Genomic DNA, 22,717 nt, shown 5'->3' on the forward strand with positions numbered 1-22,717 from the left:
GACATCTAAACTCCTACTTAGATTTACGTCCTCATTATACATGATTTGTGATTTACAAATCATTTACGATCGCTATATGACATAATAACTGGCTTCATTACCACTCCTCTTCACCACCAATCTTAATGTCTCTGCTTTGAATCTTTTCTATAAAATTTTTGAAACTGGGATTTTCTGCGTAATGCTTCATCAAAACTTTATGCTTGCGATATTGTTCTGAAATTAATCGATAATATTCAGGGTTTTTAGCATTAGCGTCGATCGTAAAATTGTGTTTTTTCTGAACTTCCCGATTTAACGTGTCGAGACAGTTTGTAATTTTAGCTTTTCTACTGTCTGTATAATACAGTGGAAGCAACCAACACTCAATAGAATGTACGGAGATTGCAAATATAATTTTTTGTTGATATTCGCTGTAAAAATCATCGCCGATCGCACCCCTAAACTTTTCAATAACTTTTTCAATTAACTGCTGAGGAGTAAATTGACCGTTTTCATCTTGCTTGGGGATATTATAATCTTCTGAAACATCCGTATCTATTTGGATAATGATATAGTCAATAAATTGGAAGGCTTGTTTAAAATCGCTTGACTTACAATAATCAAAAACTAGAGTCCAGCCGCCGTATGTGGATTTATTCTCATTGTCTTTATCTCTTTCTGGTTGAAGTTGTCTGATATCTAAATCTGGACTATTGAAATATCCAGCTAAAATATTCTCAATAACAATCTGGTCAGTAAGTCCCTCTGTAACCAATCCAAAACTAATCATATTAAAAATTTTTAGGAAGTCCGCCGATATAGCCCCTCAAAAACGCCTCTGATAATTTTACAGGTTCTTGTTCCTCGATAGTTTTAGGTTTGAGAATGCGTCGGGCTTTGCTATGTCCTAATTGGTTTCGATAAATCACAAACAGCCGCTGTTCCTCATCATCTAAATCTAAACCGTCCAAAACTGCCGGGTTGTGGGTTGTGAATATAACTTGTTTGTCGTGTTTTTTTGCTAATTCGACTAATTCTTGCATTAATCTGCGACATAACCTGGGGTTGAGAGAAGCATCAATGTTATCTATTGCAAAAAAATTAGGTGTGATATCGCTAATAAATAAAGCAAAGTAAAAAAGCAAAAATAAAAACCCTTCATTAGAACTTCTTTGATCGAAGTAAGGTAAATCTGTATCTAAGTATCTATCTTTAATTTGGAGAGAATTTTGAATATTTGATAAATTGGGAGGAGCTTCAAAATCTTGAAACCAATCTATCAATTGCAGTTTTTTCTTGATTTCATTAAGCTGCTGCAGGTGATCGGAACTCAAAAATTTTAAAAGTTTAAACAAACCTTCTCCATTAATGCCTAATGGTTGAATTTGACCTTCTTTTTCAAAAGTTCGTAAAGCTTGGTTTTCAGGAGAATAAATTATAAATTTATCGAAAAAAGTTATTAAAAAAAATGATTGAAAATCTTTTTTCAATCTTGTTGATAGTTCTTGTTCTGAAAAATTCGTTTCTTCTTCTAAAATAGAGAGGATTTTTTGTAGCCCACCGTATTTGTCTATAACAATCTTAACAGCCTTCTTTATAGAGGTTTCAGTATCACCAAAAAAGTTTTTAATAACCCACTGAGAATAGGGAGAATTATCATTTTGTAAAATACAACTGAATGGTTGTCCCTCATTCCCTCTTAACTCAATTTTGATGTCTTTAACCAAATTATCGATTTTAAAAGCCGATCGCATTAATTGAGGTTCTGTAACTCTTATGCCCCGAGAAGCTAAAAACTCGTTATCCAGCTTATCATCAGCCGCAGCAGAAGCAAGGGCGATCGCCTCTAGGATATTGCTCTTGCCGCAGCCATTTTCACCGATCAATACAGTTACTCGTCCTAATTCTAGCTTCAGCTTTTGAATCGACTTATAATTTTCGATTCTGACTTCTCCAATCATAATTCAATCCCATATAATCTTAGTGTACTCATTGTATCTCCGATCGCATGAATCTCAAAGAACGCTTGCACAGCCATCTGATTCAAATTGTACGCGATCGCAATCCATACCTCGCATCCGAAGGGCATTTTTATGCTCAGCAATACATCCGCGAACAGTTGGCACAGTGGGGAACTGTAGAAATTGACGATTTTTCGGTACGCGGCCGAATTCATCACAATTTGATTTTGGATTTACCCCCCCTCAGTCCCCCCCTTGCTAAGGGGGGGAAGCAAGAAGAATCACGCCAAGCTTCGGGGGGGAAGCAAGACAATCTGGGTATTGAAAAGCAGATTAAGAAGCGGTTGCCACCGATCGTAATTGGTGCTCATTACGATACTGTACCCGGAACACCTGGGGCCGATGATAATGCTACTGGTGTTGCTGTTTTGCTGGAACTCGCAAGGGCTATCGCATCTGGGCCGCTCAAATATCCAGTGCAATTAGTCGCCTTCGATATGGAAGAATACGGTTGTTTGGGAAGCAGTCATCATGCAGCTAAATACAAGCAACAGCAAGAGTCAATCCGGTTAATGATTTCTTTGGAAATGTTGGGTTATTGCAACCATAATCCTAATTCTCAAAGCTATCCCGCTGGCTTGAAATATTTTTATCCAAATAGTGGCAATTTTATTGCTTTAATTGGCACTTTGCGGACGGTTCCGGATTTGATTAATTTGAGTGGCAAAATTCGCAAATCTGGTCAGCCCTGCGAGTGGCTGCCGGTGCCGAATCGAGGTTTAATTGTGCCGGATACTCGCCGCAGCGATCATGTTCCTTTTTGGGATAATGGTTATCCGGCTATCATGGTGACTGATACTGCTAATATGCGAAATCCGCATTATCATCGAGAAAGTGATAGGATTGAGACTTTAGATTTGGATTTTCTGGCTGGTGTTTGTCAGGGGTTGATGGAGGCTATTCGATATATATAACAGTTTTATTTTAACGAACCGCGAAGGCGCAAAGGGCGCTAAGGAAGGAAAGAGAAGATGAGTGGTAAAGATATGAATGCTGTTTTTGACGATCGCACTCGCTGGCAATTTTGGATCGATCGCGGTGGCACTTTTACCGATATTGTCGCCCAGAGTCCCGACGGTAAGTTAGTTATTCACAAGCTGCTATCGGAAAACCCAGAACGCTACACTGACGCGGCAGTTCAAGGAATTCGCGAAATCTTGGGAATTGCTGCAGATGTTCCCATACCCGCTGCACAAATTGAAGCGATTAAAATGGGGACGACGGTAGCGACAAATGCTTTGCTGGAACGAAAGGGCGATCGCACAATTCTGTTAATTACTAAAGGTTTCGGCGATGCGCTGAGAATTGGCTATCAAAACCGCCCGAATATTTTCGCGCGTCACATTGTTTTGCCCCAGATGCTGTACGATCGAGTTATTGAAGTTGCAGAACGCTACAGCGCTCAAGGTGAGGAGTTAACTGCTGTCAATCCCGAATTTATCCCGTCTTTGCAGCAAGCATACGATGAGGGAATTCGCAGTTGTGCGATCGTATTCATGCACGGCTACCGCTACTCGGAACACGAAAAACAAGTTGCTAAAATAGCGAAAGAAATTGGCTTTACTCAAATTTCAGTATCTCACGAAGTTAGCCCGCTGATGAAATTAGTTTCGCGGGGAGATACTGCGGTTGTCGATGCTTATTTATCTCCGATTTTACGGCGTTATGTCGAACAAGTAACCAGTCAGTTAATAGAGGCAGATTCCGGGAACGAGGGATTATTAATGCCCAATTCCCAATGCCCAATTCCCAATGCCCAATTCCCCAAATTAATGTTCATGCAATCGAATGGCGGCTTAGTGGACGCCGCACAATTTCAAGGAAAAAACAGTATTTTATCCGGGCCGGCTGGGGGAATTGTCGGTGCAGTTCAAACGAGCAAAAAGGCAGGTTTTGATAAAATTATTACCTTTGATATGGGCGGAACTTCGACAGATGTTGCCCATTTTAACGGCGAATACGAACGCGAATTTGAGACGGAAATTGCTGGGGTGAGATTGCGATCGCCCGTGATGGCAATTCACACTGTAGCAGCCGGCGGCGGTTCAATTGTCTTTTTTGACGGGGCTCGCTACCGCGTCGGGCCGGAGTCTGCAGGGGCAAATCCTGGGCCTGCTTGCTATCGCAAAGGCGGCCCTTTGACGGTGACTGATTGCAATGTGATGTTGGGGAAAATTCAACCGGATTTTTTCCCGAAAGTATTTGGATTGAACGGAGATTTGCCGATCGCCCCTGAGGTAGTAAAGCAAAAATTTGGGCAATTAGCGGGGGAAATTGGGGGCGAGAGGACGGCCGAAGAGGTGGCGGAGGGTTTTTTGGCGATCGCTGTGGAAAAGATGGCAAATGCTGTCAAAAAAATCTCGCTTCAGCGCGGTTACGATGTTTCGGAGTATACATTGTGCTGTTTCGGCGGTGCGGGCGGCCAACACGCTTGTGCGATCGCCGATGCTTTGGGGATGAAACGGGTATTTATTCACCCTTATGCGGGTGTGTTGTCCGCTTACGGTATGGGTTTGGCTGATGTGCGGGCTATTCGCGAAAGGGCGATCGAGCAACAATTAAATGCAGAATTATTACCTAATTTGCATGATATTTTAACCGAATTGGAGGCTGAGGGAAAGAGGGAATTGAACCGCCGAGGCGCAGAGAACACAGAGAATGAGTCAGAGGTTTTAGTTGTTAGCAAGTTGCGCTTAAAATATCAGGGAAGTGACTCGGTTTTGGCGGTAAACTTTGCTGACAATATTGAGGTAATGCAGGCTGAATTTGAAGCAGCCCACCGACAGCGTTACAGTTTTATTATGCCAGAAAAACCGCTGATTGTGGAAGCGGTTTCGGTGGAAGTTGTAGAAAGAATGGATGTGCCGGAAGCATCCACAATTTCCCCCTCTGGTGGGACGCGCATCTTGCCTGTGCAACCAATTTCAACGGTGCAAACCTATGTTGCTGGCGGGTGGCGGGAAACGCCTGTTTATCAGAGAGACGATTTGCGATCGGGCGACTGCATAGAAGGCCCTGCTATGATTGTTGAAGCTACGGGAACTAATATCATAGAACCGGGCTGGGAAGGGAAAATCACCGAAAATAACGATCTAATTTTGAACCGCAGATGCACGCAGATGGACGCAGATAATATCGGGGTTCATTCGCGTTTGTCTGCGGTTCAATCCGATCCGGTTTTGCTGGAAATTTTTAATAATTTGTTTCGGGCGATCGCCGAACAAATGGGCGTCACATTGCAAAACACAAGTTCCTCAGTCAACATCAAAGAACGTCTCGACTTTTCCTGTGCAATTTTCGACAAAAACGGGCAATTAGTTGCCAACGCGCCGCACATTCCCGTACATCTAGGCTCGATGAGCGAAAGCGTTGAAGCTTTAATTTTAGCACAAAGCAATGCGGTTCAACCGGGCGATGTTTATGTTTCTAACAATCCCTACAACGGCGGCACGCACTTGCCAGATATCACCGTTATTACTCCAGTATTTGCTGATGATTCCTCCCTTCCTTTGTTTTATGTTGCCTCGCGGGGACACCACGCCGACATCGGCGGCATCACTCCCGGTTCCATGCCTCCTAACAGTAGAACAGTAACTGAAGAAGGTGTATTGCTTGACAATTTGCTGTTAGTAAGCAAGGGCAATTTTCGAGAAAAAGAATTACTAGAAGTTTTGACAGCGGGGAATTTTCCTGTTCGCAATTCCGCTCAAAATATAGCCGATTTGCAAGCACAAATTGCTGCTAACAAGCGCGGCGCAGAAGAGCTGCTCAAGATGGTTGAACATTATGGATTAGAGACTGTGCAAGCTTATATGGGATTCGTACAATACAATGCGGAAGAGTCGGTACGCAGGGTAATTGATGTGTTGCAAGATGGTGAGTTTACTTATCCGATGGATAGTGGCGGACAAATTAAGGTAGCGATTACAATTGACAAATCTGCGCGCAGTGCAAAAATAGATTTTACTGGCACTTCAGGCCAACAATCCAACAATTTTAATGCTCCCGCAGCCGTGTGCAAAGCTGCTGTTTTGTATGTTTTCCGCACCTTGGTAGATGACGATATTCCTCTAAATGCGGGCTGTTTGAAACCTCTCGAAATCATCAATCCCGAAGGCTGTATGCTGAATCCTCGCTATCCAGCGGCGGTAGTTGCCGGAAATGTGGAAACATCGCAGAATATTACCGATGCTTTGTATTGTGCTTTGGGAGTGATGGCGGCTTCTCAGGGAACTATGAATAATTTTACCTTTGGAAATCAGCGCTATCAATATTATGAAACTATTTGCGGCGGTTCGGGTGCTGGTGCAGATTTTGACGGTACTGATGCGGTCCAAACTCACATGACTAATTCGCGTTTAACCGATCCAGAAGTATTAGAATGGCGGTTTCCGGTGCTGTTAGAAAGTTTTGAAATTCGGGCTAATAGTGGGGGAAATGGATCTCATCGCGGCGGTAATGGAGTGGTGCGGCGAGTACGGTTTCGGGAGGCGATGACGGCGGGAATTTTATCGGGGCGGCGGGTGATTTCTCCTTGCGGTTTGAATGGGGGTGAAGCGGGGAAAGTTGGACGCAATTATGTTGAAAAGGTTGAGGGAAAAGTTGAGGAATTTGGGAGTACGGCGACTGTGGAAATGCAGCCGGGGGATGTGTTTGTAATTGAAACACCGGGGGGCGGAGGATATGGTAGAGCAAAATAGTAGTATAATTCAGTAAAATGTAATAATCATCGAGCTCGGAGAGGCAAAGTTATGGTTAATAACTCTTTTTACGATAAACCTAAAGAACAATCTTTAGTTAAAATTGAGATCGTAGCTAAATACTTTGGGGCATGGGCTAAGATAATGATTAGTCAAATAAAAAAAATACCCTTCTCAAAAAGACCCCCAAATATTGCATATGTAGATTTATTTTCTGGACCAGGTTATTATAAAGACGGTTGCAAATCTACACCATTACTAATTTTGGAAAGTGTCCTTGCTGAATCAGAAATGCGAGAACAGTTTGTAACAATTTTTAATGATATAGACTCCACTAATACCGAGTCTCTCGCTCGGGCAATAGCATCTTTACCTGGTATAGATACCTTAAGACACCTACCAATTATTTTAAATAAGGAGGTGGGAGAAGAAATTATCCAGGATATTAAAAAAAATATTAAATCAGCACCGACACTTTTTTTTATTGACCCTTTTGGTTATAAGGGTTTGTCAATTAGTCTAATAGGATCAGTTATCAGCAATTGGGGTAGTGATTGCATATTTTTCTTTAACTACAACCGCATTAATATGGATGTAAATAACCCCGTTGTAAAGAAAGAGATGAACTCCTTTTTTGGTGAAAAACGAGCTGATGCGCTGAGGGAAGAACTTAAACCTATGCAGCCTGAAGAACGAGAATCAACTATTGTCAAGAGTATTTGTCAGGCATTGAAAGATGTTGGGGGGTCGCACGTTCAAGATTTTTGCTTCAAAAAATCTAGTGCTAGTCGTACTAGCCATTATCTTATTTTTATATCTAAGAATAAGCGAGGTCACTCAATTATGAAAGATATTATGGCTCAAAAAAGCTCCATTTTTACTCAAGGAGTACCATCTTTTGAATACAATCAGAGTCAGGCGGCTATTCAGCTTTCACTCTTTGATTTTCAACCGATCGATGACCTTGAAAATATGCTCCTTGATGAATTTGCTGGTCAAACACTCACAATGGAAGAAATTTACAATCAACATCATGTTGGCAAGCGTTACATTAGTAAAAATTACAAGGAAGCTCTTAAAAAACTAGAACAACAAGGTAAAATTGTAGCTGACCCATCTGCCAGTCAACGAAGAAAGCAAAAAGGAGAAATTACATTTGGAGAGCAGGTGAGAGTTACCTTTCCACCAAAGTAGATGTTACTACTTTATTTGAGTTGCGACTCACGCTGAAAGTGTAGCCATTGAATTGCCTTTGATGTTTATTCCATGCTTCCGGCATCTCATTCCAAATTTTATCATCCAGAAGTCTCCCAGCAGCTTTGGGCGTTCTACCTCCCCATTGCTTGAAGAAAAACGCGACTCCAGCATTCTGACACTGATCCCGAAGACTTTGTGCCCATTCTTCCTGCATCGGACGGTGTTTTTGCCCCGACTCTCCCCCAACTATTACCCAGTGAATATCTCTTAGATCGAGTTGCAAAGGCCCTAAAAGTGGTTCACAGGATAAAAAGCGTACCTTTGCATTGACTTGTCGCAAATGATCCACACGATGAACATAGTTTTGATTTTCAACAGACACCCCCATCCAAATATTATCACACCAATCAAGTTGAGAGGCTAAGTCTGCTAAACGCTGATGTCGCTTCGTAAGAATTTGATAAATGTGGTGAGGAGTTTCACGCATTACATCAAAGACTTGTTTCAGAAATTCCAGAGAAATATCTTCATGGAACAAATCACTCATTGAGTTAACAAAAATGCGACTCGGCTTTCGCCAGCTTTTAGGTTCATTCAAACGCTTTGGATATTCCGTTAAATCAAAACCGTTAGGAAAATTAGTATGAAACCGTTTTGTTAATGCTTCAGCATAACAATGTGTACAACCAGGACTAACTTTATCGCAGCCTGTCGTTGGATTCCATGTTCTGTCGGTCCATTCGATACCAGTATTAATGCTAGACATACAAAAAAAATACCATTTTAACAACCTTTGTAGGTGACTGTGAACTAATAAAACTCGCTCTATTAATTGAGGTTTATTCAGCGTCACTTACCAATTCCATTATATAATTAAATTGACTTAAATATAACTTAAATATCAACATATTTTTTAAGCACTTGCATCAAATGTATATCGTGTTGTAGAATCGGGCTGCACCAGCATTTATTCTCCAAACCTTTCCAGAACAATTGTGCAAACACCTAATTTTTCAGAACTCAACCATCCTGTGGTCAAATCCCTGTTCCATCACAGCGACCAGGAATTATTGACTCTGTTTCAAAACCATCCCGATCAGGGTCGCTTCTTCACGGCGATTTTTTGCCGCTACGCTCAAATTGTCCACTCCCTGATTCGCCATTCCGTGCGATCGCCCGTACAAGGAGATTACCTATTTGCCCACACTTGGCTGCACATCTATCACGAGCTCCGAGGCCTCGATTTGCGCCGCGAACTCCAAGAGTCTGAGGGCGGAAATCTCAGTCTCCAAAACTGGCTGATTAATGTTACAGCTATCTGCATAAATCAAGCCGAATTGCCTCCAGTTGAGTCGATTCACTACTCTTTGCAATCTGCTCCGCCCCCCCTGTGGTGTTACGTCAAACAAGCTTTAGAATTGTTAGCGCCGCTGCCGCGTTTAGTAGTGTTGATGGCTCAGACTTTCCGCTGGAGCGAAACTCGAATTGCAGCTTATTTGCAAGCAGAAGGCGAAGCTATTTCGCCCGCTCAGGTAAAGGCTTTGCTGCAAAAAGGATATCAAACTTTAGAATCCAGTTTGCCAGAGGATATTCGGGCTATTTATCTCGATGAAAATCTCGGTTATCAAGAAGAACTTGCTTAGAGATCGGATACAATCGCGCCGAGTTTGTGTAGTCTCAAAAACCCGGTAGTTGGAAAATATCGGGTTTTTTTAGCTATTATTATATATAGGGAAGCTGCCCGCTGTGCGCCCTATATTTCGATGTTTTGTGAAAGTTGTAATAATCTATTTTGGTTAAATACAAAGGATCCAAATATAAGAGGTGGAAATGGCAATTTATCAAGTTAGGTTGGTGAATGAGGCTCTCGCGCTCGATCGCACGATCGCAGTACCAGACGACCAGTATATCTTAGATATGGCAGAAGATGCCGGCATCCGCTTGCCGAATGGATGCAAGCAAGGAGAGTGTTCTGCTTGCGTTGTCAAACTGCTGAGCGGTGAAATCGACCAAAGCGAACAAAAGTTTTTGAAGCCGTCAGAATTGCAAGCTGGCTACGCTGTTACTTGTGTGGCTTACCCGCTTTCTGACTGCACTTTGTTAACTCATCAAGAACAAGTTTTGTATCAAACAGCTCTTTATTTTAAGTCGTAAGTATGGAACGATTTAAAGATACTCGTGAAGACATCTACTCATTCCAAAATGAATTTCTGGTGCGATGCCCTTGTTGCAATTCATGTGCGATCGTGCGTTGTATCGATCCTGATAAGGTCGATCTCTTTGCTCCTCGCAGATTTTCCTGTACAGCTTGTGGTTCCTCAAAAGATTGGTCCCAAAAGAAGATTGAAAGCTGGTATAGTGAGGCACTGGATAACTACTTTCACTATCCTCTGTGGCTTCAAACTTCCTGTTGCGGTGAGACGCTTTGGGCTTACAATCTTCAACATTTAGAATTTATTGAGGCGTTTGTTCGGGCAAAGCTGAGGGAACGAAAAGCTCATGAACTTCATGGCTGGTCTAATCAGAGTCTGTTCTCTCGACTTCCAAAATGGATACAATCAGGTAAGAATCGAGAAGAAATTATCAAAGCGATCGCAAAGATACGTGAATCAGTTGTGACTCTTACCTAATATTCGCCGCTGGAAATGGTTGTTCAACCAGATTTCGTGTCATGTAAGGTGCGTGACTCTCAAGAATTGAGCTGCCACTTGAGTGGCTAGAAAGTCACGCACCCTCATGAGTATAGATAAACCCGCCCTTATAAATTCAGCAATTGTACAATCCGCTGAAGCGGAATGTGCGCCCAATCCAAGCGGTAATTAAGTTCGTAGGCTAGCTCGCCAACCGCTTTTTCCAAAATGTAAGCATCCAGCAAAACTTGTAGTTCCGGTATAGATTTGGGCAAGAAATTTGCATCGGCTGCTGTTGCCAAATAGCTCTTAACAAAAGTGAGGCTGACCCAGCGGTGCCAAACGTTCGCCCACTGCTGCATCTCCGGGAGATTTTCAGGGCGAATCATGCCGCTTTCTACTTCATTGCGGAGTGCCAAAGTAACAGCATAACTCAAAGATTGCAGCATTCCCGCAACATCTCGCAGGGGCGACCTCTTCATCCGCCGCTCGCTTAAGGGTCGATTCCGTTCTCCTCCGAAATCAATAATTACGAAGTCTTTGCCTGTATAAAGAACTTGCCCGAAATGGAAGTCCCCGTGACAGCGAATTCTATCAGCCGTAATTCTCAAGTTCAAAATAGACTTGAAACGTTCCATGAGCAAATCTTCGCGGTTGAGGAGCTTTTGCGCCGATTTTTGTATGTCTGGCGGCAGTTTGGTCAGCCGTTTTTTAAGCTCCAGCAAAGTTCTTCCTGCGACATTTCTCATGTGTTGATAGATGGAACGCTGGTAAAAGGAGGTGAAGCTTTCTGGGGCAAAAGCGGGATTTTCTATGTCTGAAGCTAAAGCGAGGTGAAGTTCGGCTGTCCGCTGACCTAAAAGTTCGGCTGATGCTAAGTAAGAGCCGATGAGTTCGCGAGCTAATGCCGGAATTTCTAGGGATAAATCCGCTACTAGCGAGTTTGGCTGCCGCTGCGTTAGTCCGGTCAAAGCGCTCGGTAAATAATTTTCGGGGGAAATAGATAAATTTTCGCCGGAATGCTTTGCTTCTACTGTCATTACTTGCTCGAAATAGTCGCGCAGTGTGTCTAATGTATAAGACCAAGCGTCTACGCTGTCGGGGATTAATTTTTGTAGTATTCCGACTGTAATGACTTGTTTTCCTGGTGTTTGATATTCCAATGCTCCGGCAATTGGAGCGTAGTGTTGGATCGAGTTGCGATCGGTTAAAAAGCGTCCGATTTCTAATTCGGGGTTGATTCCTTCCTCGACTTTTCGCAATATTTTCAGGACGAAGCGGTCGCCGTAAGCTGCGGATGTATTGCTTTGTTCTTTTTTGAACAGGTGAGGTTCGAGGTGCGATAAATCTTGTTCCGATCTGAATTCACCGTCGGCAATTCCTACGAGTTGACCTGCAACACCTCTGTGAGTGCGAGAATTGGCGATCGCCCCCAGCAGCGCGCTCAGAAAACCTTTGTCCCCAGCAGCATCAAATAGTACCCCGACTTCCTTGTTGGTTTCTGGGAAGTGCAGGCGCGCGATCGCCCGCTCGTCCGCATCGCCTTTCATCTCTTCCCAACCTAAAGGCAAAACGTAAGTTTCCGGCATACCTTCAGTATAATTCAACAGCAAAAACAGAATGTAAACTTTAGATTCCTCCCCGGCACTATCTTTACATTCAACAGGCACAATCTCACTTATTTCTAATGATTGAATTGTCCTGTCTGTACCGCTATACCAGCGATTTCGCCGCAAGTATTCCGGCAAAATATTTAGCAGCATATCGCTTAGCTGACTTGTAGAAAAAGCAGTTTTCCAAGTACCTATGACTGCCAAACTCGGCAAGTCTGTGTGAAAACCGTGCAGCGAAAAATCTTCGTGTTTAGCAGTAAGAGTAAACCAGTAAAATGTGTGAGAGCTCAAGCTCAAAAAGTAAGGCGAGTCGCCAACCGCCGGAAACTCAGTACGGCCGAAAATCTCCTCCGGAACAGCACCTTTAAAGGGCGAAAGGTCTAATTCTGCCGTCTGCACGAAGCGCGACAAATTAGCCACTACGAGGATGTGTTGGTCTTGATAAGTGCGCACAAAGGCTAAAACTTTGCGGTTTTCCGGGTACAGAAACTCGCAAGTTCCGCGGCCGAATGCTTGGAAGCGCTGCCGAATTGCAATTAGGCGTTTCATCCACCACCACAGAGAACTCGGATTCGCCCGCTGCGCGTCCACGTTAATAGATTCGTAGTGATATTCAGGGTCAACAATTGGCGGCGCGTAAAGCCGCTGCGGGTTAGCGCGGCTGAAACCGGCATTGCGATCGCCGCTCCACTGCATCGGAGTTCTCACCCCGTTGCGATCGCCCAAATAGATATTGTCTCCCATGCCAATTTCATCGCCGTAGTAAAGCACCGGCGTACCCGGAAGAGACAGCAGCAAAGCATTCATCAACTCGATGCGGCGGCGGTTATTTCCCATCAAAGGAGCTAAACGGCGACGGATGCCCAAATTAATTCTCGCCTGAGTATCTTGAGCGTAAACCCGATACATATAATCTCGGTCTTCATCACTCACCATTTCCAGCGTCAATTCATCGTGATTCCGCAAAAACAATGCCCACTGACAGTTATTGGGAATCTGCGGAGTTTGCTGGAGAATATCGCTAATTGGGAAGCTATCTTCCATATACAAAGCCATAAATAAACGCGGCATCAGCGGAAAATGAAAGTTCATGTGACATTCATCCCCAGCAGCGTAATATTCAACCGCATCCTCCGGCCACTGATTCGCCTCAGCAAGCAGCATCCGGTTCGGAAATTTCTCATCTACGTGCTTGCGCAATTGCTTCAGAAATACGTGAGTTTCTGGCAGGTTTTCGCAGTTAGTACCTTCGCGCTCGTACAGGTAAGGCACCGCATCCATGCGCAGTCCGTCTACTCCCAGTGCCAACCAGAAATCTACCACGTCTAAGATGGCTTGGCGGACGGCCGGATTGTCGTAATTCAAATCTGGTTGGTGGGAATAAAAACGGTGCCAGTAATAAGCTTTTGCTACCGCATCCCAAGCCCAATTAGATGTTTCAAAATCTTGGAAAATAATCCGAGCATCTTGATATTTTTCCGGCGTGTCGCTCCACACGTAAAAATCTCTTTCGTTACTGCCTTTCGGGGCGCGGCGCGATCGCTGAAACCAAGCGTGCTGGTCGGAAGTGTGGTTGACAATTAACTCAATAATGACTCGAATTCCCCGCTGGTGCGCTGCTTCTAAAAGCTCTTTAAAATCCTCTAATGTGCCGTAAATTGGGTTGACGGTGGTATAGTGAGATGTATCGTAGCCGTCGTCTCGGAGTGGCGAGGGAAAAAATGGCAGTACCCAAATTGCTGTTACTCCCAAGTTTTGCAGGTAATCGAGTTTTTCTGTCAGTCCTCTAAAGTCGCCGATCCCGTCTGCATTGCTGTCGGCAAAAGCGCGTACTGGTACTTCGTAAATAATCGCGTCTTTGAACCACAATGGGTCGTCATTTAACATTGACTTTGGCATGATTTTTAATGGTGATTGGTAATTGGGAATTAGCCCTTGCAATTTGGTAATTGGGCTTTGTTAGTTCAAATCCAAACTGATAAATCATAACTCATAATTTGGCGGCGATTCCTCATGCCAGCGGCAGAGTTTTAATCGTAATTTATTAACGCAAAACTTATAATTTCTTAATTATAAAATCCTAAAAATGTGTTTTGCTATTTCGGATACAGTTCACGATCCGGATACCTATTGGGGCACGGCGCGCACCCTAAATATCGTTGCGCGGTGCCCACCCTACATATCGTTGCGGGGTGCGCACCCTACAGACTAAGTATTAGGGGCGGTATTTACTACCTGTCGGACGGTTGCCACGACAGTACACTACCTTGACTTTAACGGCTAGCTTTTGTTACATTTGTTTACATAAAGCAACAAAAGTTAAGGAAAAAGCAAAAATGGTTCTTGTAATCGCTCTTTTAATCGTCGGTTGGGTCGCAGCATCAGTTATCGGCACTCAAGCATACTTCCTGGGCGAACAGTCAAAGCCCATCCACGAGCGGAATTGGAACGATGAATCTTTTGAAAAATTGGCTGTAGCAATCACAGCAAAAGAGATAGATTACAGCGTTCGCGTTCCCGCCTACAGCATGGATGCTTACGGCAGCCGCACCATCTCGAATTCCTGATATCAATTAACAGGTTTCACAATTTTCAATAACAGACCCGACGGCCTGTTCCTAATTTTAAATAACAGGCAGGATGCCTGTTCCACAAGAAGATTTATGGTTTGTGGAACAGGCATCTTGCCTGTTCCTAGCTGTTGGGCAACTACAAACTATTACCTACTAGCGCTGGGCGAAATTCTTTTTTGCGAAATTGCAAAGTGTTATTTTCACAGTCGATCGCAATTGTATCGCCCTCCACAAACGCATTTTCCAGAATCTTGTTAGCCAGCGGGTTTTCCAGCTCCCGCTGGATGGCACGTTTCAAGGGACGAGCGCCGTAAACCGGGTCGTAACCGACATCTGTGATATGGTTTTTCGCAGCATCCGACAGTTCCAAAGTAATTTTTTGTTCTGCCAACAAACGCTCTATCCGCTTCACTTGGATACTGACTATTTGCCGCAGTTCGACCTTGCTCAAAGTGTGGAACAAAATTATCTCGTCCACCCGATTGAGAAATTCCGGCCTGAAGTGCGATCGCAGCGCTGTCATCACCCGTTTTAACATCTGTTCGTACTCTTGATCTGTCTCCCGTTCTTGAGTCAATAAATTTTCATTTTCACTCTTGTTTTCAGTCTTGTTTTCACTCTTAGTTACAGTATCAACATCAACTCGCTGGGCCGACACCTCAACAGTACCGTCGGCCGCCACTTTATAATCTGTCTTTTGACTTGACAAATCTTTCGTTTCCTGCTTCCGGCTCGCAGGTTTTTTGACGGTTTTTTCCTTCTTAGTAAACACGTCTAAAATGTGGTCGCTGCCGATATTGCTAGTCATCACAATTACGGTATTTCTAAAGTCAACCACTCGACCTTGAGAATCGGTAATTCTGCCGTCATCCAACACTTGCAGCAAAATGTTAAATACGTCGGGGTGCGCTTTTTCCACTTCGTCAAACAGCACTACCGAATAAGGATGTCTCCGCACTGCTTCGGAAAGTTGTCCCCCTTCGTCGTAACCGACATATCCGGGAGGAGCTCCTACCAACCGAGAAACGCTGTGCTTCTCCATGTATTCCGACATATCGATGCGGACGATCGCATCATCGCTGTCAAACAAAAACTCCGCTAACGCCCGCGCTAACTCAGTTTTTCCGACGCCTGTGGGGCCCATAAACAAGAAAGAGCCGATCGGTCTCCCGGGGTCTTTCATGCCCGCCCTAGCGCGCCGAATTGCCGCTGCCACGGCTGTTACAGCTTCCTCTTGACCGATAACTTTTTGGTGCAAGTGTTTTTCCAATTGCAGCAATTTTTGGCGTTCGGATTCTAACAACCGGTTAACCGGAATGCCCGTCCATTTTGCGACAATTTCCGCAATATCGCCCTCAGTAACTTTTTCCCGCAGCAGGGAAGAACCTTGAGCTTGCTGTTTCAAAAGTTCCGCTTCTTTGGCTTCGCGATCGCGCACCGCAGTTTCCAACTTCCCGTACTTTAACTGTGCGGCTTTATTCAAATCGTAAGCCCTTTCTGCTTGTTCGATTTGGACTCGCAGTTGGTCTTCTTCTGCTTTCAATTTATTGATTGCATCCAACAACTGCTTTTCGCCCAACCACTGAGAGGACAATTTTTCCTGCTTGACTTTTAAAATATCAATCTCAGATGTGATGCGTTCGACGCGGAAGCCGAGCCCAGGGGCTAGAGTGCCTTTTCCTTCGCCTTCGATCGACAATTTTTCCATTTCCAACTGCATCACCCGGCGGTCGATTCCTTCCAATTCCACAGGTTTAGAGGTAATCTCCATTTTCAAGTGGGCGGCCGCTTCATCTACCAGGTCGATCGCCTTGTCCGGCAAAAAGCGATCGGAAATATAGCGAAAAGACAGAGTTGCAGCAGCTACCAAGGCCGAATCAGTAATTTTTACCCCGTGGTGGCGTTCGTAACGGTCTTTCAATCCGCGCAAAATCGAAACAGTATCTTCAACGCTGGGTTCGCCGACAAATACTTGTTGAAATCGGCGTTCCAGTGCAGGATCTTTTTCAATATTCTTGCGGAATTCGTCGAGAGTTGTTGCGCCGATGCAGCGCAATTCGCCTCTCGCCAACATGGGTTTTAACAAATTTCCCGCATCCATTCCCGAACCGGAACTGCCGCCGCCACCAGTGCCGACAACCGTGTGCAATTCGTCAATAAATAGGACAATTTGCCCGTCGGAATCGATGACTTCCCGCAGGACAGACCGCAACCGTTCTTCAAATTCGCCCCGGAATTTTGCCCCAGCAATTAAACTGCCCATGTCGAGGCTAAATAGCTGGCGATTTTTCAAAGATTCGGGTACGTCGCCGTTGACAATTCGCTGGGCTAAACCTTCGGCGATCGCAGTTTTTCCGACTCCGGGATCGCCAATTAACACCGGATTGTTTTTTTGGCGGCGGGAAAGAACTTGCACTACGCGCCGGATTTCCTCGTCGCGGCCGATTACTGGGTCGAGTTTGCCGGCTTTGGCGGCTTCTGTCAAATCGCGGCCGTACTTGCTGAGGGCGTCGGAGTTAGCTTCGCCATCTTGATCTTGGGCTTTAGCGCTGCTGCGGCTGCCTTTTCCCGTTTCGGAATTTTTTTCTTGGGTTTTAGCAGTGGCGCGGACTAATTTGATTGCTTCTTCGAGTTTTGGTCGATCGATTGTACCGGCTGGGGGTTTGCGATCGTAACCCGGGCGGCCCGGCGGGCCGTCGCCTTTTGTCAGCAACCTGCGGCCGACTCGTTCGTCTTCTACTAAGCCAATTAATAAATGTTCAACGGCGATAAAATTATCTTGCCAAGTCGCCCTGGTGGCCTCGGCAACATCTAACATCACTTCTAAGCCGCGGCCGAGGTATAGTTGGTCAGCGTTGGCAACTCTGGGCTGTCGTTTGGCAAAAGCATCTAACTGCTGGGCCAACCGGGGGGCATCGACTCCAGCTTTGCTGAGAATGCTGTTTGCCTGACCTTGCTGTTCGAGAAGGGCGATTGCTAAATGTTCAACCTCTAGCTGCTGATTGGCAAAGCGGCGGGCTACATCCTGGGATTTGACAATGGCTTCCCAGGCTTGATCTGTAAATTTGCTAGGGTCTGTTGGCTGCACGTTGCTTCCTCCCAATCAAGGGGATTCCTGTTGTTATCCATTAATACATCGTCTCACAACCATCATAATCTTTAAACAGGATTATGAATTTATGAGTGCGGTTAACTAGGGCGGAAGTTATGACCTAATTGACCTCTTGCAAAAGCTTACAGTCCGCAATCCACCCAAAAATTTGGTGCGGTCAGACCGACTCGGGCGATTCCCTTCGGGATAGCTTCCCTCGTGTTCACTTAGAAAAATATTGCCAGAAACAAGATTTTTTAGCGACTGAGATTTATGCTATTTCCCACTTATCAATTTTTATTATTTTTCCTAATTATTTTTAGCGCCATCGTCTCTGTGAAACCCCAAGTCGAGTTGTATAAAATTGTCTTGTTAGTTTCCAGTTTATTATTTTATTCATTTTGGAGTTTCGACTTTCTCTTGCTCCTCGTTTTCTGTACTGTCTGCAATTATATCATTCTCCGAGTTCTCTGCAACGGTAAATATAAAAAACTTGCTTTAATCTCCGGCTTAATTGTCAACATTGCCTATCTCGGCATCTTTAAATATTGCAACTTCTTTGTAACTTCTTTATTTGAGGTACTAAACCAGCTACAAATTCCAGCCAGCTTTCAAGTTGTGCAAATAATCGCCCCCGTCGGCGTGTCGTTCTACACTTTTAGAATGATTTCCCATTTAATCGACTGCTACCAGCAAAAAATCCCCTGTCCGAAATTTGTAGACTACGCCGCCTACATTACCTACTTTCCGCAAATTGCCTCCGGGCCAATCTCGCGAGCTCGCGAATTTTACTTGCAGCTAAATTCCCCGGAAAAGTACGACTATCAAATCGAAGAAGTTATAGTTTTGATTCTGTCTGGACTCTTCAAGAAATATACTTTAGCCAGCTTTTTGTTTAACTTCACTGACTTGCCATTCAAAGTTCCCCAGCAGTACAGCAGCATCGATTTAATCCTCGCGGCAATTTCCTATTCCTGTTTAATTTACGTAGATTTTAGCGGCTATTCGGATTTAGCCAACGGCATCTCCTGTTTGCTGGGTTTCAAACCCATTGCCAACTTTAATATGCCATACCGATCGCTCAGCCTGCAAAAATTTTGGAAAAGGTGGCACATCAGTCTTTCCGAGTGGCTGAGGGATTACCTTTACTTTCCCTTGGGCGGCAATAAATACGGCAAGTTGAGGAAGTACCTAAATCTATTTTTAACAATGGCGATCGGTGGATTGTGGCACGGCGCAGGTTTAAACTTTATTTTCTGGGGAGCAATTCACGGTTTAGGATTAATTGTCAACCATTTATGTAAAGATATTCCCCAAGCTATCCACTTTAAATTAGACTATGCCTTTCCCAGATTTGCTAAATTTTGCAGTTGGTTGTTAACATTTAGTTTTGTTACTTGTAGCTGGGTATTTTTCGGCACTCCCAACTGGGAAACTGCGGTGAGTTTTTTTGAAGGAATTATCCATCCTGCCGTCGCAACTTTTCAATTTAACTTTTGGCAATTGTATTTAGTAATTGCAGTCATCGGCGCGCTCAACTTTTGGGGCGATCGCCTCGCCAAACTATTGCAAACCGTACTGTCATTAAAAAACATTTTCTTTCGGGTTGTCTTAGTTTCGCTGCTCGTGTATGCTATCTTGATGTTGGGGCCGAGTACCGTTCCGCCTTTTATTTACTTTAATTTCTAAGAAATATGAAAGACCGGGAAATTTTGCTGATTGTTACTTCTGTAATTCTCACTTTAATATTTTCAAACTTATCATTATTTCTCAAAAGCTTTGCTTCAACTCCTTTCGCCAGTCCAGAAATTAAACAAGCCGCAAGCCAGATCGAAATAGACGGTTTCCGAAAATCCGAACAAGATTTTTGGAGCAAAATTAAAGATATTAACTTCGATAGCCTCCCCAAAGAACCAGAGATTTCTCCTGTCGAAACCGAAACAAAAGCGGCCGTTAAACCCCAAAAGCCTGCTAATGCTAAAAAACCAACCCCAGCTAAACCGAAGCTGACCAGACCTTATCGGAGATTTTTATTTATTGGAGATTCCGTAATGTTCGACTTAGGAATTCAACTCCAGTACACTCTTAAGAAAAAATACAATATCGCCGATACGAAAATTGACTACAAGGTATCGACCGGATTAAATCGGATAGATTATTATGACTGGTATGCCAGAACTCGCCAAATTATTAATAATTACCAGCCGGATGTAGTGATAGTTTTGTTCGGAGCCAATGACCGTCAAAATATCACTGATTATCAAGGAAAAGCCCGGGTTGTTCTGACCAAAGAATGGCAAAAAGCTTATCAAGAAAGAGTTGAAAAATATGCCAATTTACTGGATTCGTCATCCGTCGTGAGAAAAGTGTATTGGATCGGTCAATCCATACCTAATAAATCTTCTTATATCAAAGCTTTTCCCATTATGAATGATATTTATAAAAATGCCAGTAAATCTTCATCTAAAATCGAATTCATTTCTACTTGGGAGACTTTTGCACAAGCAGGAAAATTTGTTCCTGTAGTTGCTAATAAATCAGGTAAGCGAGGCTATGTAAAAAATAATGACGGCTTGCACTTTACCTCCCACGGGGCTCAAATTATCAGCGACTTAATCGTTGACCGAATGGTGAGCGACCAAATATTAAAAACTCCGAAAAATAAATAACTATAATAGGTTGGGTTTCCTGACCGAACCTAAAATTTTGACATTTCACCGACTACTGCAAAATTATATATTTAGTTTGGGATGCAACTTGGTCTTGCTCAATCCGGTTTATAAGAAAAATCTGGGCTTTAGTCAGGATAAATTTACTCATGAAACCGGGTTTTTCGCTCCCTGTCGAGGACTAATATTGACAAAAAGCAGCAATAGATGTAATGCTGAATTCAGCATCAAACAACGCCGTCCATATCTAGCAATTGTCATGGCGACAAATTATGACGAGCAATCTGTGGAAAGTCGATCGCACCAGCATCCCTGAGTCAATAGAATGCAGCGGCACAGCGCTAATCTTCACTCTCACTAAATATACTCAACCTTGGCAAAGAATAAACACTGTTGAAAAAATCCTGCGGCAGTGCGGGATCGAGCCTTTGGCTGAAGTTTTGGGCGTACCTAACAGCGAAATATTAAGGAGAAATATATCGGAACCCCTCAGAAAACCGCATCCGAATTTGCTGTTTCGCGCTTTGGCAATTCAGGCATTTGGGAAGGTGCGAGATGGGCTGATATCAAGTGAGAGAGCGGCTAGAGCAAGCCATTTTAGCAAAAATTTGCTGGCGGCGTTAGAGGTGGAAGCGCGAGGGGGATCGACTCCTTTAATTCGGTGGTCTGCGGCGGTTAGTATTAAGTCAATTTGGTTGGATGAAGCAGGACAAGGGCAAGGCAAGGAAGGTGGTGTAAATGTCACAATCAATGCAGGTGAAATTGAGCGACGGGTTGTAGAAGAGCAAATTCAACTATTAGCAAGCAACAAATTTGCTTTGGACGACAGCAGCAGAAATGACAGCGGTAAGGAAGATGAGAATTGTCTCGATTTTTGGGTGTACGGCCCTAGCTGGCTGCTGCCGAACCTGCCAATGGATTGCGAGGAATATCTGTTTTGGCTCGATCGAGTATTTGCTGCGATCGCAGTTACGGGATCGTATAAATTGAGTGCCGAAAACGATGCAGCGGTAACAAACTTTTTGCAAGTTGCGGAAAATAATTTTAATGACTTGGAATTCTCCAAAATACTTGCCAAAATTTTTGAGTTCCTGCACCACCGGGAAGCGAGAGTCAAAAATCGAGCTGCAATTATTTTAGAACCTTACAAAGACAAGCTAAACCGAAAATCGGCGCAGATTATGACAGCACTGGCATATAAATTTCATGTAGAATATCAGCCCTTACAATCTCTGACTATTCCCGAAATTGAGGAGTGCAAAGCCTCACTGTATCTATGTAAAGATGAAATTGACGAGGTGTATAGTGAGGCTTTGTCGCTGTGCGGCGATCGGGATGTCGAGATGGCAAGTTTCTTGTCAGCTAAACAGAGGGAATACCAAAATACTGTAGACGAGCAGATCGACAATCTCAGCAAGTTAGTTAAGTCGATCATAAATTGCCAGAGCTTGTTAGATGCTAATAGGGAACTTTTGTATTTGACTGTAGATCGGCTGGAAAAATGGGATTACACTCTCGACAATAAACTGGCTGCGCACCGCAAAAAACTCCAAAATCTGAGCTTTGACAAAAGCACCTCCGAGAAGTGCATAAACCTCGACAATGAGCTCAATTATATCAGAGATTGTTTGCAGTCTACTTTGTATGAAATTACATCAAATATTAACAGCAAAATTAGAGAGTTAGAACTTTCGGGGTCTAAAAATAGCAATACAGCAACAGATATGTTTAAGTGGACGTGGCTATTGTTCGCGGTGGGGTTTTCAGTAGGGCTATTTTTGTATTTATCGGATTTAGTAATTAACTGGATATTCGGGGTCAGCTACACAAGCGAATTCCTAGTTTATTGGACTATTTTATTTAGTGTGATGGTAGTATTTTTGTTAGTATTAGCTGTATTCTTTTCGGCGATCGCTGTTTTAGACCAGCGCCAAGAATCTCAATTAATTCCTCAATTTGATAGTTTAAGCCAAATAGGCAACAGTTTTTCTATTTTGTGGCAGAAAAGTTACTTGCAGCAGTTTGTACCGTCAGTGCGATCGAATTAAAAGTTTCAGTTGACAGTTGACAGTTGACAGTTGTGGGTACGACTGTTGTCAAAAGGACAACGGAAGAGGGAAGATAGTTTTTCCTTCCCCTTCCCCCTCTTAAGAAAGTTAGGATGGGGAGCGTGTCACTTTTGCGATGAGTATTTATACTCAAACATTTCTTCGCTTACCAATTAAGCCATTTAAGTAAGCA

16 protein-coding genes are annotated in these 22,717 nt (G+C 43.7%); 11 read left to right on the forward strand and 5 right to left on the reverse strand.

The features are described 5' to 3' along the window. Positions 1-97: 97 nt before the first annotated feature. Together QUA20_RS28965 and QUA20_RS28970 are read right to left on the reverse strand one after the other, a co-directional pair. Complete coding sequence (locus tag QUA20_RS28965; protein WP_333193551.1) at positions 98-772, reverse strand: phage tail protein; 675 nt, start codon at positions 770-772, stop codon at positions 98-100. A 1-nt stretch (position 773) separates the two neighbouring features. Next, positions 774-1,943 (reverse strand): AAA family ATPase, encoded by a 1,170-nt coding sequence (locus tag QUA20_RS28970; protein WP_333193553.1) that lies wholly within the window; start codon positions 1,941-1,943, stop codon positions 774-776. Positions 1,944-1,990: 47 nt separating this feature from the next. Here QUA20_RS28970 and QUA20_RS28975 point away from each other — a divergent pair, with 47 nt between their 5' ends. The 3 genes from QUA20_RS28975 to QUA20_RS28985 all read left to right on the forward strand — a co-directional run bounded on the left by QUA20_RS28975 (position 1,991) and on the right by QUA20_RS28985 (position 7,897). Then, positions 1,991-2,917 (forward strand): M20/M25/M40 family metallo-hydrolase, encoded by a 927-nt coding sequence (locus QUA20_RS28975; RefSeq protein WP_333193555.1) that lies wholly within the window; start codon positions 1,991-1,993, stop codon positions 2,915-2,917. A 72-nt stretch (positions 2,918-2,989) separates the two neighbouring features. Beyond that, on the forward strand, positions 2,990-6,703 hold the full coding sequence (locus QUA20_RS28980) for a hydantoinase B/oxoprolinase family protein (RefSeq protein WP_333193585.1): 3,714 nt from the start codon (positions 2,990-2,992) through the stop codon (positions 6,701-6,703). Positions 6,704-6,754: 51 nt separating this feature from the next. Further along, positions 6,755-7,897 carry a three-Cys-motif partner protein TcmP gene (locus QUA20_RS28985; protein ID WP_333193557.1) on the forward strand — a complete coding sequence of 381 codons (1,143 nt, stop codon included), beginning with the start codon at positions 6,755-6,757 and terminating at the stop codon, positions 7,895-7,897. Here QUA20_RS28985 and QUA20_RS28990 read toward each other — a convergent pair. Next, complete coding sequence (locus tag QUA20_RS28990) at positions 7,878-8,753, reverse strand: phage Gp37/Gp68 family protein (RefSeq protein WP_333193558.1); 876 nt, start codon at positions 8,751-8,753, stop codon at positions 7,878-7,880. The two genes, QUA20_RS28985 and QUA20_RS28990, sit on opposite strands and share 20 nt — an antisense overlap. 142 nt (positions 8,754-8,895) lie before the next feature. Between QUA20_RS28990 and QUA20_RS28995 the strand changes: the two genes are divergently transcribed. The 3 genes from QUA20_RS28995 (at position 8,896) to QUA20_RS29005 (ending at position 10,530) form a co-directional block, all read left to right on the forward strand. Continuing rightward, positions 8,896-9,543 carry a sigma-70 family RNA polymerase sigma factor gene (locus QUA20_RS28995; RefSeq protein ID WP_333193561.1) on the forward strand — a complete coding sequence of 216 codons (648 nt, stop codon included), beginning with the start codon at positions 8,896-8,898 and terminating at the stop codon, positions 9,541-9,543. 187 nt (positions 9,544-9,730) lie between these two features. Further along, positions 9,731-10,054: a 2Fe-2S iron-sulfur cluster-binding protein gene (locus tag QUA20_RS29000; RefSeq protein WP_333193563.1), complete on the forward strand. Its 324-nt coding sequence runs from the start codon at positions 9,731-9,733 to the stop codon at positions 10,052-10,054. Positions 10,055-10,056: 2 nt separating this feature from the next. Further along, a complete protein-coding gene (locus tag QUA20_RS29005) occupies positions 10,057-10,530 on the forward strand; it encodes a hypothetical protein (protein WP_333193564.1) in 474 nt (157 codons plus the stop codon). A gap of 128 nt (positions 10,531-10,658) precedes the next feature. On the opposite strand, the gene treS is transcribed toward QUA20_RS29005, so the two are convergent. Further along, positions 10,659-14,042, reverse strand: coding sequence for a maltose alpha-D-glucosyltransferase (treS, locus tag QUA20_RS29010; protein ID WP_333193567.1), 3,384 nt, complete (start codon positions 14,040-14,042; stop codon positions 10,659-10,661). Between the two features lie 437 nt (positions 14,043-14,479). On the opposite strand from treS, the gene QUA20_RS29015 reads away from it, so the two are divergent. Continuing rightward, positions 14,480-14,710: a photosystem II protein, Psb35-related gene (locus tag QUA20_RS29015; protein ID WP_333193569.1), complete on the forward strand. Its 231-nt coding sequence runs from the start codon at positions 14,480-14,482 to the stop codon at positions 14,708-14,710. A 142-nt stretch (positions 14,711-14,852) separates the two neighbouring features. Here the strand turns inward: QUA20_RS29015 and QUA20_RS29020 are convergent, their stop codons facing one another. Beyond that, on the reverse strand, positions 14,853-17,804 hold the full coding sequence (locus tag QUA20_RS29020) for an AAA family ATPase (RefSeq protein ID WP_333193572.1): 2,952 nt from the start codon (positions 17,802-17,804) through the stop codon (positions 14,853-14,855). Between the two features lie 276 nt (positions 17,805-18,080). Between QUA20_RS29020 and QUA20_RS29025 the strand changes: the two genes are divergently transcribed. The 4 genes from QUA20_RS29025 to QUA20_RS29040 all read left to right on the forward strand — a co-directional run bounded on the left by QUA20_RS29025 (position 18,081) and on the right by QUA20_RS29040 (position 22,524). Continuing rightward, a complete protein-coding gene (locus QUA20_RS29025) occupies positions 18,081-19,496 on the forward strand; it encodes an MBOAT family O-acyltransferase (RefSeq protein ID WP_333193574.1) in 1,416 nt (471 codons plus the stop codon). A gap of 5 nt (positions 19,497-19,501) precedes the next feature. Beyond that, positions 19,502-20,476 carry a DUF459 domain-containing protein gene (locus QUA20_RS29030; RefSeq protein ID WP_333193575.1) on the forward strand — a complete coding sequence of 325 codons (975 nt, stop codon included), beginning with the start codon at positions 19,502-19,504 and terminating at the stop codon, positions 20,474-20,476. A 187-nt stretch (positions 20,477-20,663) separates the two neighbouring features. Continuing rightward, entirely contained in the window at positions 20,664-20,792 is a 129-nt protein-coding gene (locus QUA20_RS29035) for a hypothetical protein (protein ID WP_333193579.1), read from the forward strand. Then, the gene (locus tag QUA20_RS29040) at positions 20,749-22,524 is read left to right on the forward strand and encodes a hypothetical protein (RefSeq protein ID WP_333193582.1); all 1,776 of its coding nucleotides are present in this window, start codon (positions 20,749-20,751) and stop codon (positions 22,522-22,524) included. The genes QUA20_RS29035 and QUA20_RS29040 overlap by 44 nt, the downstream gene beginning before the upstream one ends. The last annotated feature ends 193 nt before the right edge of the window (positions 22,525-22,717 follow it).

Source organism: Microcoleus sp. Pol7_A1 (genome assembly GCF_036701085.1).
Lineage (GTDB): Bacteria > Cyanobacteriota > Cyanobacteriia > Cyanobacteriales > Microcoleaceae > Microcoleus > Microcoleus asticus.

What these genes read in the sequence shown, in the direction of transcription:
- QUA20_RS28965 (WP_333193551.1), bottom strand. Translation starts at nt 772, where the DNA reads ATGATTAGTTTTGGATTGGTTACAGAGGGACTTACTGACCAGATTGTT.
- QUA20_RS28970 (WP_333193553.1), bottom strand. Translation starts at nt 1,943, where the DNA reads ATGATTGGAGAAGTCAGAATCGAAAATTATAAGTCGATTCAAAAGCTG.
- QUA20_RS28975 (WP_333193555.1), top strand. Translation starts at nt 1,991, where the DNA reads ATGAATCTCAAAGAACGCTTGCACAGCCATCTGATTCAAATTGTACGC.
- QUA20_RS28980 (WP_333193585.1), top strand. Translation starts at nt 2,990, where the DNA reads ATGAATGCTGTTTTTGACGATCGCACTCGCTGGCAATTTTGGATCGAT.
- QUA20_RS28985 (WP_333193557.1), top strand. Translation starts at nt 6,755, where the DNA reads ATGGTTAATAACTCTTTTTACGATAAACCTAAAGAACAATCTTTAGTT.
- QUA20_RS29000 (WP_333193563.1), top strand. Translation starts at nt 9,731, where the DNA reads ATGGCAATTTATCAAGTTAGGTTGGTGAATGAGGCTCTCGCGCTCGAT.
- QUA20_RS29005 (WP_333193564.1), top strand. Translation starts at nt 10,057, where the DNA reads ATGGAACGATTTAAAGATACTCGTGAAGACATCTACTCATTCCAAAAT.
- treS (WP_333193567.1), bottom strand. Translation starts at nt 14,042, where the DNA reads ATGCCAAAGTCAATGTTAAATGACGACCCATTGTGGTTCAAAGACGCG.
- QUA20_RS29015 (WP_333193569.1), top strand. Translation starts at nt 14,480, where the DNA reads ATGGTTCTTGTAATCGCTCTTTTAATCGTCGGTTGGGTCGCAGCATCA.
- QUA20_RS29025 (WP_333193574.1), top strand. Translation starts at nt 18,081, where the DNA reads ATGCTATTTCCCACTTATCAATTTTTATTATTTTTCCTAATTATTTTT.
- QUA20_RS29030 (WP_333193575.1), top strand. Translation starts at nt 19,502, where the DNA reads ATGAAAGACCGGGAAATTTTGCTGATTGTTACTTCTGTAATTCTCACT.
- QUA20_RS29040 (WP_333193582.1), top strand. Translation starts at nt 20,749, where the DNA reads ATGACGAGCAATCTGTGGAAAGTCGATCGCACCAGCATCCCTGAGTCA.